At 57.1% G+C, this 12,851-nt stretch carries 11 protein-coding genes, 1 other RNA gene and 1 pseudogene; 5 read left to right on the top strand and 8 right to left on the bottom strand.

The genetic code is table 11. From position 1 onward, the window contains the following. Positions 1-234: 234 nt before the first annotated feature. Positions 235-1,308: an alkene reductase gene (locus HMPREF3098_RS09880; RefSeq protein ID WP_070435033.1), complete on the bottom strand. Its 1,074-nt coding sequence runs from the start codon at positions 1,306-1,308 to the stop codon at positions 235-237. A gap of 436 nt (positions 1,309-1,744) precedes the next feature. Here HMPREF3098_RS09880 and HMPREF3098_RS09875 point away from each other — a divergent pair, with 436 nt between their 5' ends. From HMPREF3098_RS09875 to HMPREF3098_RS11980, 4 genes and pseudogenes are all read left to right on the top strand, one after another. Next, positions 1,745-2,110, top strand: a complete 366-nt coding sequence (locus HMPREF3098_RS09875) for a Cd(II)/Pb(II)-sensing metalloregulatory transcriptional regulator CmtR (protein WP_070435001.1) — start codon at positions 1,745-1,747, stop codon at positions 2,108-2,110. Then, positions 2,107-4,027 (top strand): annotated as a pseudogene (locus HMPREF3098_RS09870) (heavy metal translocating P-type ATPase). The gene HMPREF3098_RS09875 and the pseudogene HMPREF3098_RS09870 overlap by 4 nt, the downstream one beginning before the upstream one ends. Before the next feature lie 611 nt (positions 4,028-4,638). Beyond that, a complete protein-coding gene (locus HMPREF3098_RS09865; protein ID WP_256364851.1) occupies positions 4,639-6,252 on the top strand; it encodes a phosphoenolpyruvate carboxykinase domain-containing protein in 1,614 nt (537 codons plus the stop codon). After that, complete coding sequence (locus tag HMPREF3098_RS11980; RefSeq protein WP_256364852.1) at positions 6,147-6,494, top strand: phosphoenolpyruvate carboxykinase domain-containing protein; 348 nt, start codon at positions 6,147-6,149, stop codon at positions 6,492-6,494. The genes HMPREF3098_RS09865 and HMPREF3098_RS11980 overlap by 106 nt, the downstream gene beginning before the upstream one ends. 378 nt (positions 6,495-6,872) lie before the next feature. Here the strand turns inward: HMPREF3098_RS11980 and HMPREF3098_RS09860 are convergent, their stop codons facing one another. The 3 genes from HMPREF3098_RS09860 to HMPREF3098_RS11920 all read right to left on the bottom strand — a co-directional run bounded on the left by HMPREF3098_RS09860 (position 6,873) and on the right by HMPREF3098_RS11920 (position 8,298). Further along, positions 6,873-7,091 carry a helix-turn-helix domain-containing protein gene (locus HMPREF3098_RS09860; RefSeq protein WP_070435032.1) on the bottom strand — a complete coding sequence of 73 codons (219 nt, stop codon included), beginning with the start codon at positions 7,089-7,091 and terminating at the stop codon, positions 6,873-6,875. 666 nt (positions 7,092-7,757) lie between these two features. Continuing rightward, on the bottom strand, positions 7,758-7,901 hold the full coding sequence (locus HMPREF3098_RS11590; RefSeq protein WP_168156023.1) for a hypothetical protein: 144 nt from the start codon (positions 7,899-7,901) through the stop codon (positions 7,758-7,760). Between the two features lie 196 nt (positions 7,902-8,097). Continuing rightward, a complete protein-coding gene (locus HMPREF3098_RS11920) occupies positions 8,098-8,298 on the bottom strand; it encodes a hypothetical protein (protein WP_246815927.1) in 201 nt (66 codons plus the stop codon). Between the two features lie 445 nt (positions 8,299-8,743). Between HMPREF3098_RS11920 and HMPREF3098_RS09850 the strand changes: the two genes are divergently transcribed. Beyond that, positions 8,744-9,715, top strand: coding sequence for an Abi family protein (locus HMPREF3098_RS09850; RefSeq protein WP_070434999.1), 972 nt, complete (start codon positions 8,744-8,746; stop codon positions 9,713-9,715). A gap of 477 nt (positions 9,716-10,192) precedes the next feature. On the opposite strand, the gene ssrA is transcribed toward HMPREF3098_RS09850, so the two are convergent. From ssrA to HMPREF3098_RS11710, 4 genes are all read right to left on the bottom strand, one after another. Continuing rightward, positions 10,193-10,570, bottom strand: a transfer-messenger RNA (tmRNA) gene (ssrA, locus tag HMPREF3098_RS09845). 74 nt (positions 10,571-10,644) lie between these two features. Then, positions 10,645-11,694: a hypothetical protein gene (locus HMPREF3098_RS09840; protein WP_070434998.1), complete on the bottom strand. Its 1,050-nt coding sequence runs from the start codon at positions 11,692-11,694 to the stop codon at positions 10,645-10,647. 241 nt (positions 11,695-11,935) lie between these two features. Further along, positions 11,936-12,490: an SsrA-binding protein SmpB gene (gene smpB / locus HMPREF3098_RS09835; protein ID WP_070434997.1), complete on the bottom strand. Its 555-nt coding sequence runs from the start codon at positions 12,488-12,490 to the stop codon at positions 11,936-11,938. A gap of 73 nt (positions 12,491-12,563) precedes the next feature. Next, the coding region (locus HMPREF3098_RS11710) for a hypothetical protein (RefSeq protein ID WP_210385976.1) at positions 12,564-12,851 on the bottom strand (288 nt) is incomplete at its 5' end.

Here is a 12,851-nt window from a genome sequence, read left to right as displayed (position 1 = left end):
CACCTACCTTGAGCCTGCCGTTGAGCCCGCCTTGAGACCAGCACCGCCACTTCGCGGTGGCGGTACCGGAGGCTATCCGCGCTACAAGAGATGCGAGGCACGCCCGCCCTACTCCGCAAACGTGTAATCGGCATAACAAACGTGTAATCGGTAGGACAGGGCTTGCTAGCACCGACCAGTGGCAACTGTGGGAACCGCCACGATTCCCCGAGCCAGCTGTGGTGGACGCCCGCTCTACTCCGCAAACGGGTAATCGATATAGCCTTCAGCCCCTGGGGTATAGAACGTCGCTGGGTTGGGAACGTTGAGCTCCAATCCGTTTTCCCAACGCTTAACAAGATCGGGGTTGGCAATGAGCAATCGTCCGACCGCGACTGCATCGGCGAGATCGCCTTCCACGATGTGGCGGGCTTCATCCAATTCCGTCATCTCACCGAATCCACTGTTGAGCACGGTGAAGCCCCCGAACTGAGATCGCAGGTCCGCGACAAACTGACTGTCGATTTCGACGTTCAGAATCGACAGGTACGCCAATCCCAGATCCGAAACTCCCGCGAGTAGGGCAGCGTAAGTCTTCGCGGCCTGTTCCCTATCGTCTTCGATTGCACCCTGCACGTTGTGTTGCGGAGAGATCCTCAGGGCAGTGCGATCCGCGCCAATCTCGCGGGCGACGGCCCGAACGACCTCAATCACCAGTCGCGCGCGGTTGTCGGCCGAACCACCGTATTCATCGGTCCGATGGTTGGCGGATGGTGCCAGGAACTGGTGGAGCAGATAGCCATTTGCACTGTGAATCTCCACGCCGTCCATTCCCGCCTGGACAGCGTTCCGAGCAGCAGAAACGAATTCTGCAACGATGCCGTCGAGTTCGTCACGACCCAACTCACGTGGGCTTGGGACTTCCTCGCGCCCATTCGCGCCATGCAGCGTAACCCCAGGGGCAATCGCGCTAGGCGCCACCGACTGCTCACCGTTGTTGATCGAAGGCAAGGTCAGCCGTCCGCCGTGCATGATCTGCATGACGATCGTGCCGCCGGAGGCGTGCACAGCATCCGCCACTCGGCGCCATCCAGCGAGTTGCTCCTCGGTATGGATCCCGGGTTGGCCCACAAATGCTTTGCCTACGTCACCGGTACTCGTGCCTTCGGTGACGATTAATCCCGCACTCGCGCGTTGGGTGTAGTACTCCACGTGCATGTCCGTGGGAATTCCATCTTTGCCTGCCCGAGAGCGGGTCAACGCTGCCATTGTCACACGGTTGCGAAGTTGCAATGCCCCTGCCTCTGCAGGGGTGAATAGCGTGGCCACACTAAGCCTTTCAGTTGAGCGATCATTTTCCACGGGGCTCAACTTGAATCGCGGGATCTTTATTCCACGTGCCCACCCACCAAAGGGGTGAGTGCTTTCTGCACCCACCAAACGACTCAGCATTGATTACCCACACCACGAGGCCTAACCTTCAGCTCGTAGAACTGACGTGTTTCAGGTTTTATACCTAGGCGTTTACCTTGGTATCCATTTTCTACGAGGTGTGAACCTCAGCCCACACCGCTAGCTCAACCTCTACAGGAGTCTTCCAGCCTATCGAGGCGTGAAGTCGGTGTTCGTTAAGGATCCAGTTATGCAACGTGGCCGGCTTGATGTTGAGAATTTCGTCGCCGAACCCGCCAGTACTTCTCAGGCCACTTGCACTGCACTATCCCTAGAGAGCCTATAGGTCATCGATGGCTGAATAGTTCAGTAAATGCTGACTATGTCTTCACGGGTGGATGTAATGAATCGATTGGGCCGAGCAATGGCCGATCCGACGCGATCGAGGATTCTGTTGTCACTGCTGGACGGTCCGGGGTATCCGGCGGAGCTGGCGCGGGAACTGGGGTTGACTCGCACGAACGTGTCAAATCACCTGAGCTGTTTGCGCGGTTGCGGGATCGTGGTCTGCGAGCCCGAGGGCCGTAAAACCCGGTACAGGATCGCCGACCCTCACCTAACCGTGGCTCTGACCGCACTGGTGGACGTGACCCTTGCCTTCGACAAGCAAGTCCCCTGCATCGACCCAACATGCATCCTGCCCGGCTGCTGCACACCTACGACGGGAGTCATTCCGTGAGTGCTGCGTGTGGCTGCGAGCCGCCGCAGTCGAGCGAAAACAAAGAGATCGAACGCCCGTGGTGGCGCGACACGTCGATTCTAATACCCGCCGCCTCAGGCGTGTTCGTCCTCACCGGGCTCATAACCACTTGGACGACTAGTGAGAGCCAGGTTGGGGAAACAGTGGCGTCGGTGATGTTTTGGGTAGGCCTCCTTCTGGGTGCATCCACTTTCGCACCTGAGGCTCTAAAGAGCCTGTTCATCAGAGGCAAGGTCGGAATCGCGCTACTGATGACAATCAGCGCGGGCGGCGCGGTGATCTTCGGCCATGTCGAAGAGGCCGCTGCATTGGCGTTCCTTTACTCTATCGCCGAAGCCCTAGAGGACAAGGCGATGGAACGCGCACGATCAGGGTTGCAGGCTCTATTGAAACACGTTCCGGAAACTGCCACCGTTGTATCCAGCGACAGCGCAGTGACAGTGCCCGCGCGCGAGGTAAAGGTTGGAGACGTACTGCGGGTTCGACCAGGTGAGCGTGTAGCAACCGACGGCACCGTTACTTCCGGTTGCAGCAGCCTCGACACTTCAGCCATTACCGGGGAATCCATCCCAGTCGATGTGGCTCCCGGCGATGATGTATACGCCGGGCCCATCAATACCACCCGGGTGCTGGAGATCACCGCAACCGCCGACGGCACCGACAACTCCCTGATAACCCTCGTCGGGTTGGTTGAACGGGCCCAGCAGAATCGTGGTGAGCGCGCCCGTCTCGCCGACCGGATTGCCCGCCCGCTGGGTGCCAGGTGTGATTGTCCTCACCCTCCTCGTCGGCGCCCTCGGCTCAGTGTTAGGCGATCCTGAAACGTGGATCACCCGAGCCTTGGTCGTACTTGTTGGGGCATCCCCGTGTGCATTGGCGATCGCTGTGCCGGTAACCGTAGTCTCAGAGATCGGAGCTGCCAGCCAGTTCGGTGTAATCATTAAGAGCGGTGCTGCGTTTGAGCAGTTCGGCTCGCTGCGCCGAATCGCCGTGGATAAAACAGGCACCCTTACTCGCAACAAGACCACCGTCATAACTGTCACTACAGTAGCGGGCGTTTCCCGCGAGGAGGTGTTGGCGTGGTCGGCATCACTCGAATCACACAGCACACATCCGATCGCCACCGCCATCACCGCCATCGCACCCAAGATTCCTGTCGCGACCGAGGTGAACGAGGAGCCTGAGCGTGGCATCACCGGCCAGATCGATGGACACGAGCTACAGGTCGGCAACCCCCGCTGGGTCACTCCTGGCAGCTTAGCCAGCCAAGTGGCGTCGATGGAAGCTGACGGGCAAACCTGTGTCATGGTCGCCCGCGACTGCACTACCGTCGGCGCGATCGGGGTCCGCGACGAACTGCGCCCCGAAGCAGCCAAAGCCGTTACCGCCTTGCAGATGCAAGGGATCGAAGTTTTTATGCTCACCGGCGACAACCCCCGCACCGCGAACGCCCTAGCCAAAATTGCCGGCATCACCGATGTACGTGCTGAACTGCGCCCCGAAGATAAGGCCACTGAGGTCGCCGCATCGGCCAGCCAGCGCCCCACGGGCATGATTGGTGACGGCATCAACGACGCTCCTGCCCTAGCCTCAGCCACGGTCGGAATCGCAATGGGCTCCACCGGATCGGATGCCGCAATCGAATCCGCCGATGTCGCCTTTACCGGCCACGACCTACGCCTCATCCCGCAAGCACTCCGCCACGCCCGCCGAGGCCGGGCGATCATGAACCAGAACATCGTCCTGTCCCTGGAGATCATCACTATGCTTTTGCCCCTGGCGATTACCGGCACCCTAGGCTTGGCCGCGGTTGTCTTCGTCCATGAGCTTGCCGAAGTAGTCGTCATCGCCAACGACCTCCGTGCTGCCCGCTCCCAACGCACCGCCATCCCCTAAGCATCAGTACCGCCCAGTGCGAGTGCGCCCAGTGCGAGTGCCTATGAAGTAAACCTGGCGGTGATCCACTCCGCGATCTCACACGTGGTAGCTGCGAAGGCTGCTGAGGATTATTTTGGCACCCCCCTTCGGGGCTATCTAGCCTTTTCACTCTCCACCGGATGCATGGCTTGTGTTGGGTGAGACGGTAATTGCCCTTCCACACAGCACGATCTTAAAACTTGCGCACACCTCTTCGCCATGCCCCCCTCCTAAAGCAGGGCGGAACAAATCCTGGGACAGCTCAGTAAACAGTGAAGACTTGGCATGCATGGTTCATTGCCATTTTGACTGGTCGAACACACAAGACCAAAGAAAACAAAGCGTCACACACTCGAAGGCTTCAAGTTAGCGAACTTTTTTGTTCAGTGTGACATAGTTGGTACTGAGGTCGGTGCTGTACGCGTTAACGAATGGCATTAACGAAGCATGAGGGAGCTGATAACCCTGCTGTGCGCTGATAGTGCTTACTCAGATAGCCGTGAAACCTGTGGATCGCAGGTCACCCACCGCCTTGGTGCAACCACATATGTAGCTGCCTGTGTGTGGCAGTGAGTTTGGGAAGGAAACATATGAACGACATTCCCGGCATTCTCCGGGCCGCAGGACTGCGCAACCCAGCCGTTGAAGAATACGTAGAGTACTGGGCGAGCATCACCGAGCCCGACAGCATTGAGGTCATTGACGCTTCCGACGACGAACGCATTGTCAACGAGGCTTTAGCTGCTGGCGAGATTTTCCCGGCCGGTAAGGACCGCTACTACTCTCGTTCCTACTACAAGGACACGGCACGCTCTGAGGAGCGCACAGTTGTCGCCACCCACCGCCCCAGCGATGCTGGCGTATACAACAATTGGCGCGACGCCGCCGAAGTGACCGAGGTTCAGCTAGAGCACATGCGTGGCGCCTCGCGGGGTAAAACCATGTACGTAGTTCCGTACCTCATGGCTCCCGTCGGCTCTCCGCTGGAGAAGTACGCGCGTGGCGTGGAGTTAACCGATAACCGCACAGTGGCTATCCACATGATTCGTATGGCTCGTGTGGGCGTACAGTATTTGAACGACCTTGACGATCCAGCAACATTCGTACGCGCAGTCCACGTCACAGGGGACTTGGAAGACCTCGGTCAAGGCACTGATGAGGATAAACGCCTATTCGCCACCGTTGCTGATGAACGTACAATTTTGCACTTTGGTTCCTCCTACGGCGGAAATGCACTGTTGGGCAAAATTGCCCACGGGCTGCGCCAAGGGTCATTCGACGGGTGGTTTTCTGGAGAGTTCCTCGGTGAACAGTTCATGCTTATCGGAATCAAGGACAAGCAGGAAGACCGCACTTACTACGTGTGCGGGGGCTTCCCTTCAGCTTCAGGCAAAACAAACCTTGCGATGATGCTCCCGCCAGAAGGTTTAGGTGACCGCTACGAGGTCCATTTCTACGGGGATGACATCGTGTGGCTGCGCGTTGACCCGAAGGAGGGCAAGCTTTACGGCATGAACCCCGAATTCGGTGCCTTCGGCGTCGCCAAGGACACAAACTGGGATACGAACCCCACCGCGATGGAGTCACTGGCCCCCGGCACTCGCACTCTTTTCACGAACGTCGCCTACAACCCGGAGCAGCAAGACCTGTGGTGGGAAGGGAAAACACCGGACTACCCCGAAGATGTGACCGGTTGGTTGGACTGGAAAGGTGAGCTGATCTCGGATCGCCCGGCTGAGCGCCAGCGCTCGAAAGCAAAGGGTGACGAGTGGGCTCATCCGAACTCACGGTTCACCACAACTCTCGCAAACGTACCCAATGTTGGGCCCGACTATGACGCGCCTGCGGGTGTACCCATTGACGCGATCATCTTCGGTGGCCGTGTGGCAAACCGCGAACCATTGATTCGTGCGATTACTGACATTGCCGAGGGTGTGTACGACGGTTTGACGCTCGGCGCGCAAGCGACGTTCGCCGCCGAAGGCAAGGAAGGAGTGCTGCGATACGACCCCATGTCCATGCGTCCATTCATGTCGTACCCCGAGGGTGAATACGCGGCCCCTGGCTCAAGATCATCGGTGATGCTACCCACACTCCGATCTTTGCGCACGTCAACTGGTTCCAACGCGATCCGGAGGACGGACATTACCGCTGGCCAGGCTACCGCGATAATCTGCGCGCACTACTGTGGCTTCTCGACCTGAAGGAAGGGCGCGTCACAGGCAAACAGACCCCGGTGGGCACTGTGCCGCTGATTGAAGAACTCAACCTCACCGGATTCACGAGCGATCGCGAGGATCTCGATGAAATCCTGAGGGTTGACAAGGACCTGTGGGTCAAAGAAATGCAGGCGCGCCGCGAGCACCTCGAACAGTTTAAGAACCTCCCACAGGAGATCTGGGAGGCTCATGAACGAGTCGCGACAGCAGTAGAAAACGCTGAATAACCCACTGTCCGTTTCCTTACCGAAACACGCCTAGGGGTGGCCCATGGCGCTCATGGCGCCACCTCCACGCGTCACCTTCAAAACCGAAATGTGGGGTTGCTGAGGTTACTGCGGTTACCCGCTGCCCGAGGCCTCAGTGCCGGCGATCCTTCAACGTAACTGGGCGAATCTTGGCCAACGGGGGCTTGTTCTCCGAAACCGCAGTGCCTCCGGCCTTAGATCAAGCCATCCCACGAATCCTTCATTCCAGTCACCATAAACCAGTTCGAAGTGGCACTGCCGGGCCCCACCAACTGTGTGCTGACGGTCTTAGTAACGAGTTAGTCACGATGTCACAAGGAGACGACCAGAGTGGCAATGCCGATAACTTCTGAACACCTACTCGACGCTGTCGTCGGACACCCATTGCAGGATGTCGCCCGGTTGGCACTCCAGTGCGGCGCAAATCGCTTCGAGCATCGAGAATCTGATCGCCTTCGCCCGGCCGTTCTTGAGCACGGACACATTGGCCGGTGTGATGCCGATAAGGTCGGCAAACGCCTGAACACCTAAGCCCCGCTGAGCCAACAGGACATCGATATTGACGCGAATCATCAGATGCCCTCCGCTAGGTCCGCTACGTTGACGCTCACACCTCGATAAAGCTCGACGAGTTAGTCCAGTGATTTCGAACCCGCAATCGCTAGCGTCACCATGCCTAAAACAAACAGGAAGAAAAGCGGCCCATCCGCGTTCTCCACCACGGCTAGATGCAGGCCCGCCGCTACTGGCAGGGCGCACCCGAACAGGGCTGCGGTTTTAGCGATCCTGACCCACAGTTCAACAGGCCTAGCGTAGAACGGACCAGTTCTGATAAATCCAACGATCCCCCATACAACAAGCAGAAAAACATGGATCGCTGCTACAGTCAGGCAGCTCGCAATTGAGTAAGGGGGATCAGATGAGAAACACCGAAATCATTTCCAACTGATGTAGCGCCGACAGGCAGCACCACATACAAGAGCGCGAGGAGAACCGCTATCACCACTAGGGCAATTTGTACAATACGGGCTTGACGCAGAGCCTCAGCATCCACAGCAGACATATATCGACTATCAGTCGTTTTCTATTGGTTTTCAATATGTCAGTCTATCGTTAGAACACAGAAAACCCTTCAAACCCCGCCCCTTACTAAGTAAAGCGCGGAACCCGAAGGATACAAAAAGAACGCTCATTTTGACACAAAGTGGGCGTCCTAGTGGTTACTTAGACGTTCATTGTGATTCAGGCCACTGGGTGTATGCATGTGCGGCGGGGGCGGGTACAAATGGCTGATTGGTCTGGGCAGTCTTCGAGCTCTTGGCGGTGGTGATCGTATTCGCCTAGGTCGCGGGCGGTGGTGGCGTAGATGGCGACGAGATGGCCCATCGGATCCCCCAAGCGTTCGAATGGTCGTAAATGTCCCAGAACGCACCGTTGGCGGGCAGTATCGAGGCGGCAACAGATCTCATGAGCAAGCACCAGTGGCAGCGGCAGACGCTGGCTCGTCTCGTTGGTGACGTACCCCTAAACGGCGCCCTGGTCGCCAGCTCCGAGGCTCGCATATGGCGACTCATCACCGGCGCTAGCCTCGAGAAAGGTGGAAACGCCTGCGCCGATGTCGGCCAGACTGGCGGCGCACCCACACACAGATCAGGAACCGGTTCGGGGTATATCCAGCCCGACGCAGCGCAGCACAAGCGGAGGCGCGCAGCTGTGGCCGGACAGTGGTGGTGATCTCGCCGGTGACGATGATCCGCCTGCCGGTGGCCATGACCTCAACCACGAGCGGGAGCCTTCTACCCACACGGCTCTGAGCACACGCGTTCTATAACCCCGCGATTGCAATCAGCACTTGAGGTGCGCGCTGGCGCATTCCGGTGGCAGTAGAACCCCGTCTAGGCCACTGCCCCCTCGCGAGCAGGCACAAATGGCTGGGGTCATTGCTTGGTCGCATACTCTCGCTGAGCATCTGCGTTCTTGGTAGCGTGAGCGTCACCACGACCGGATCCGCTGCGCTACGTCGCAGTCCAGGCCGGCCTTCAACCAAGTCGGGCACTGGGAGTCATCCGTGTCTATGCGGCGATGGCGCACAAAGTGGGCACGAGGTGGACTCGCCCTCAAGGGCTGGAGTTCTCGCGGAGGGCGTGGTACCGTGTAGGTAATCGTTCAGCCCGCTTCGACAACTAGGTTGGAGACGGGCTGGATTTCTATCTAGGCAGCAGTCTCCCATGAAGAAGATCAAGAATCCCACCACGGTTGATGAGCAGATTACACTCCTGCGCACCCGCGGGATGGAGGTCAATGAGCCGCTAGCACGGCAGTGGCTGTCTAGCGTCTCATACTACCGATTGTCCGGGTACTGGTACTCCTACCGGGTGCTTCCCGAGCCTGAAGATCCCAAAGAACCACAACGCGCTGATAGCTTCGTGCCGGGCACAACGTTTGAGGAAGTAGTGGCGCTCTACGAGTTCGACCGCAAAATGCGCACACTTATCTACGATGGGATTGAGCGCATTGAGGTTGCGCTTCGCGCAAGGATCGGCGAATTGCTCATTGCGAAAGGCGCCTTGTCCTACAAGGACCGCAGCTGTTTCCGTGAGAAATTTCAGCATCAAGATTGGCTAAAAACTGCAGAAAAGCGCGTGGACCGAGCGCGCAAGCGCAGTCAAGCTGTTGCCCACTACGCTGCCAACTACGACGACTACCCATTCTGGGTTCTTGCTGATGCCCTTGATTTCTCCGATATTTCGATTCTCTTTGACGGCCTCCTCCTTGAGGATCAGCGAAGCATCTCACACAGTTTCGGTTTACGTCTCGACCCTGATCAGCTGAATTCTCGACAGAAGAAGAGCTACTACAACCAAGATCCACTCGCTCGTTGGTGCGAACAACTCACCGTGCTACGAAACACTTGTGCGCACCACAGCCGACTCTGGAACCGTTACTTCACTCCAGCATCCACAAACGCTTTCCGCACGATCCAGGAGTTGTCTTGTCTCCCCAAAGGGCAAAGCGAACGACTCTTCGGAGCTCTCACCATCATCGCATTCATGTTACGAAGCGTCTCTCCTGGCTCAACCTGGGTGAATAAGGTTCGTAAGCTGATCGAGGAAGAGTACGACCCACTAGCGTTGCGGAAAATCGATGAGATGGGATTTCCCGATGACTGGAGGAACCTACCTGTCTGGACTCTCCACTAGACAAAAGTGTGGCCGTCATCCCCACCTCAGAGGCAAAACAACGGCCACGGCTACTCGTTATCAGGCTTTGAAATGTCCTGGGTTTTCTTCCGCTTCTTGTACTGGGTCACGCTTCTTGTACTGGGTCAGCTGGCTGGCCAGGGTCTGAGTACAGTCGGTGATAAGTCCTCGCGGGCGCAGGCTTGACTAGCTAATAGCCGCGAGCTGACCGACACTTTTTGACGCCCACCCATACTTTTGACGAAAGCCTGCACCTTTTAACGGAGACCCATACTTTTTGACGGCTCCCCCCGATCAGCCTCACTAACACGGGTCAAACGCCACAGTTTCCCGGTCACGGCCCGTTGGCAGCGCAGCCCCCCCCCATCCGTCGGAACTAAACAGAAAACCCCTCGAATCCCGCGCTTTAACAGATAAAACGCGGAACCCGAGGGGTACAAAAAGGACGCCCACTTTGTATAAAAATGAGCGTCCTTTTGGTGGAGCCGCCGGGAATTGAACCCGGGTCCTTCGCGACCTCGCCAGGGCTTCTCCGTGCGCAGTTCGCGCCTTATCTCTACTCGGCCCTCCAGATCCCACGAACAGGTCTGGATGACGGGCCCAGTTGCCCTAGAAGTCCCGCATCACCCGAGCAACAAGATAATGCAGCAAGTCCCTTAAGTCGATGCCAGTACCCGGGACAGGGACCATCCCGGACTGACAGACACGCGGTCGCTGTATTTAGGCAGCGAGGGCGTAGTCGCGCTGAGTGTTCTCGGCGCTTATAGGTTTGTAGCGACGCTTAACGGTGGTCTCCTACCTGCACCGGCACGCTTCCCCTGGCTCAATGCACGAAGTCGAAACCAAATCGACCCCTTATGCATCACCCTGCTGCGGAAACGTTTGACAGCAGGGTTATTCATGTTACCCTTCGCTATCGTAGGAAGCAATCAGGGTTCCTGGGACTGAGGTTCTTCGTCGTCATTCCACTTTTCTTTCACCGCTTGGGACTTCTTACTTCGCCGCACGGACATCAGGCCGATGAAAAGACCAATCACAATGGGAACCCAAATCTTGGAGTAATCCGCCGCCACCGCCAAGACGTGCAATACCGGCCTCATCCATTCTGGGATGTGCCAATCCGGCAGGTCGATGTGTGGCCAGTTGATGTGAGGCCAGGGAATCGACGGCAGGTGGATATCGGGTAGATCGATGCTCGGCCAAGGAATGGAAGGTAAGTCCCAATCGGGCAAATGAGGTTCTATTAGTCCCCAAAGAAGATCAAAGATCTTGGAAACAACGGGACCAAGGATGAGGACAGCAACAGCCCAGCCTCCTTTACCCAAACCAGAAAGAAAAGGATATAGCCAACGTTTCGTCGGCGATTCCTCCATAGCTTTCTCACGTGCAGCTGCCGGGGATCCAGCCGGCGGGTCGAACTTCACCAGTTCTCCCCTAGTTTTCACGATCACTTCAATTAAATGATTCCCGGTGAAGTTCTTCTGTAGCTCCAAAAACGGTTCCGAGATGGTTAGTTCGTAACCGAGTTTTCCATCCTTGACCTTCGGGGAAACCTTATCCAAGGATATCTTGACATTTTGGAGGGATTCCAAACGTGCAATGACTTGTTTATCCTGCCGAACGAGAACGCATTTCGAGGAGAGGAACCCCAGTGCAACCTTCGAAATCTTCCCTCGAGCACCAGGGTTTTCCGAGTCCTTTTCAAGTTCGTCGAGGTAGTTGGTGATTTCGTTCCCCTCTGCCCCTGTCTCCTTGCTTTTCACACCCTCCCACTTCGCACGCTCACCGCTACCTACGACCCCCTCCCCTTTTGGCGCTGTCGGCGCAGGGTTTTCCTTCCGCCTCTTTTCTTCCTTCCCCTCCTGTTCTGCATCCAATGGAAACTTCGGGTCATACTCGCGCAGTTCCTCCGACGACCCCACCAATACCTCTAAAAGACCTCGGTTTGGATGCGCCAATCGCCAATGCTCCACTGCCATGCGCCCACCAATCTTTTAGTTGCCCGTGTATTCAATCATGCATGTACCACCATAAAACACCGCACTCATGCACCCAATCGTCCTCAAGGATGAATCTCACAAGCGATTCTTTAAAGAAGTGATTGGAGGCGCAGGAAGATAGAGAGAAGTGACAGCGACAGGAAACGCGCCATTCTAGGACACTTTGACAGTGATAGCTCAGAGCGTCCTACCGCGCGAACCCTGACCACCCTTAAACGCGCTAGCCCTGGATTCCCTTAATGCGGCGGCCCATTTCCCGCGTGATCTCGCGCTCCTCGGTTCGGCGCTTAATATCCTGGCGCTTATCGTATTCCTGTTTGCCTCGCGCAAGTGCCAGTTCTACCTTGAGCCGCCCAGCGACGAAATACAGCTGCAGGGGCACCAAAGTGGAATTTCCATCGCGCACTTTACCCATGAGGGAATCGATTTCGCGACGGTGCAACAAGAGCTTCCGGGTCCGTCGCGGACTGTGGTTGGTCCAGTGACCCATGGAATATTCGGGGATGTGGAGCCCGCGCAACCACACTTCACCTTCGTCGATCGTCGCGTAGGCGTCGACCAAAGAGGCCTTGCCCTCCCGCAAAGCCTTGACTTCGGTGCCTACCAAAACCACACCGCACTCGTAAGTGTCCAGGATGTGATAATCATGGCGAGCCTTGCGGTTGGTAGCAACGACTAAGGACCCGGTCCCTTTTCCGGTCCGGGCCTTTGCCTTTTGGGAGGCCTTCCCTTTCGATTTTCCCGAATCAACGGGAATGCTCTTTTTCGCTGCCATAACGGCTAATACCTTAGCGCAGGGGGTTTGCAGATAGACAAACCGTACTGTGGCTGCCCTAGTACCAGCAGCACTAAATGCGCTCGTGCCACCAGCGCAAAATGCACTCTTGCCACCAGCGCAAAACCACCCGACTGGCGGTCCCGATAGTTCCCCACCGACCCATGCAGCGTGAAACCCAGGCGGCAATCGTGCCAATGACGTTGTTAACAGTTACACCCCGCAAACGATCGACGTGGAGCGTGGCACCCGCCGGCCACATTTTGGCGTGGCACCCGCCGGCACGCACTGGGTCGCACAATCTGCAGCAGAACTCTGACAAAATGTCGCGTTTTTGTTGGACTTCTGCTGCACATTCGTC

The sequence above is a fragment of the Corynebacterium sp. HMSC28B08 genome, from assembly GCF_001806865.1.
GTDB classification, from domain to species: Bacteria; Actinomycetota; Actinomycetes; order Mycobacteriales; family Mycobacteriaceae; genus Corynebacterium; species Corynebacterium auriscanis.
Note: the sequence above shows the minus strand (reverse complement) of the source record. Positions and strands in the feature narration are given on the sequence as shown.

Bases quoted from the DNA above. Each gene is read 5' to 3' on its own strand.
- HMPREF3098_RS09875 (WP_070435001.1), top strand. From the start codon at position 1,745: ATGCTGACTATGTCTTCACGGGTGGATGTAATGAATCGATTGGGCCGA.
- HMPREF3098_RS09865 (WP_256364851.1), top strand. From the start codon at position 4,639: ATGAACGACATTCCCGGCATTCTCCGGGCCGCAGGACTGCGCAACCCA.
- HMPREF3098_RS11590 (WP_168156023.1), bottom strand. From the start codon at position 7,901: ATGGGCCATCTCGTCGCCATCTACGCCACCACCGCCCGCGACCTAGGC.
- HMPREF3098_RS09850 (WP_070434999.1), top strand. From the start codon at position 8,744: ATGAAGAAGATCAAGAATCCCACCACGGTTGATGAGCAGATTACACTC.
- HMPREF3098_RS09840 (WP_070434998.1), bottom strand. From the start codon at position 11,694: ATGGCAGTGGAGCATTGGCGATTGGCGCATCCAAACCGAGGTCTTTTA.
- smpB (WP_070434997.1), bottom strand. From the start codon at position 12,490: ATGGCAGCGAAAAAGAGCATTCCCGTTGATTCGGGAAAATCGAAAGGG.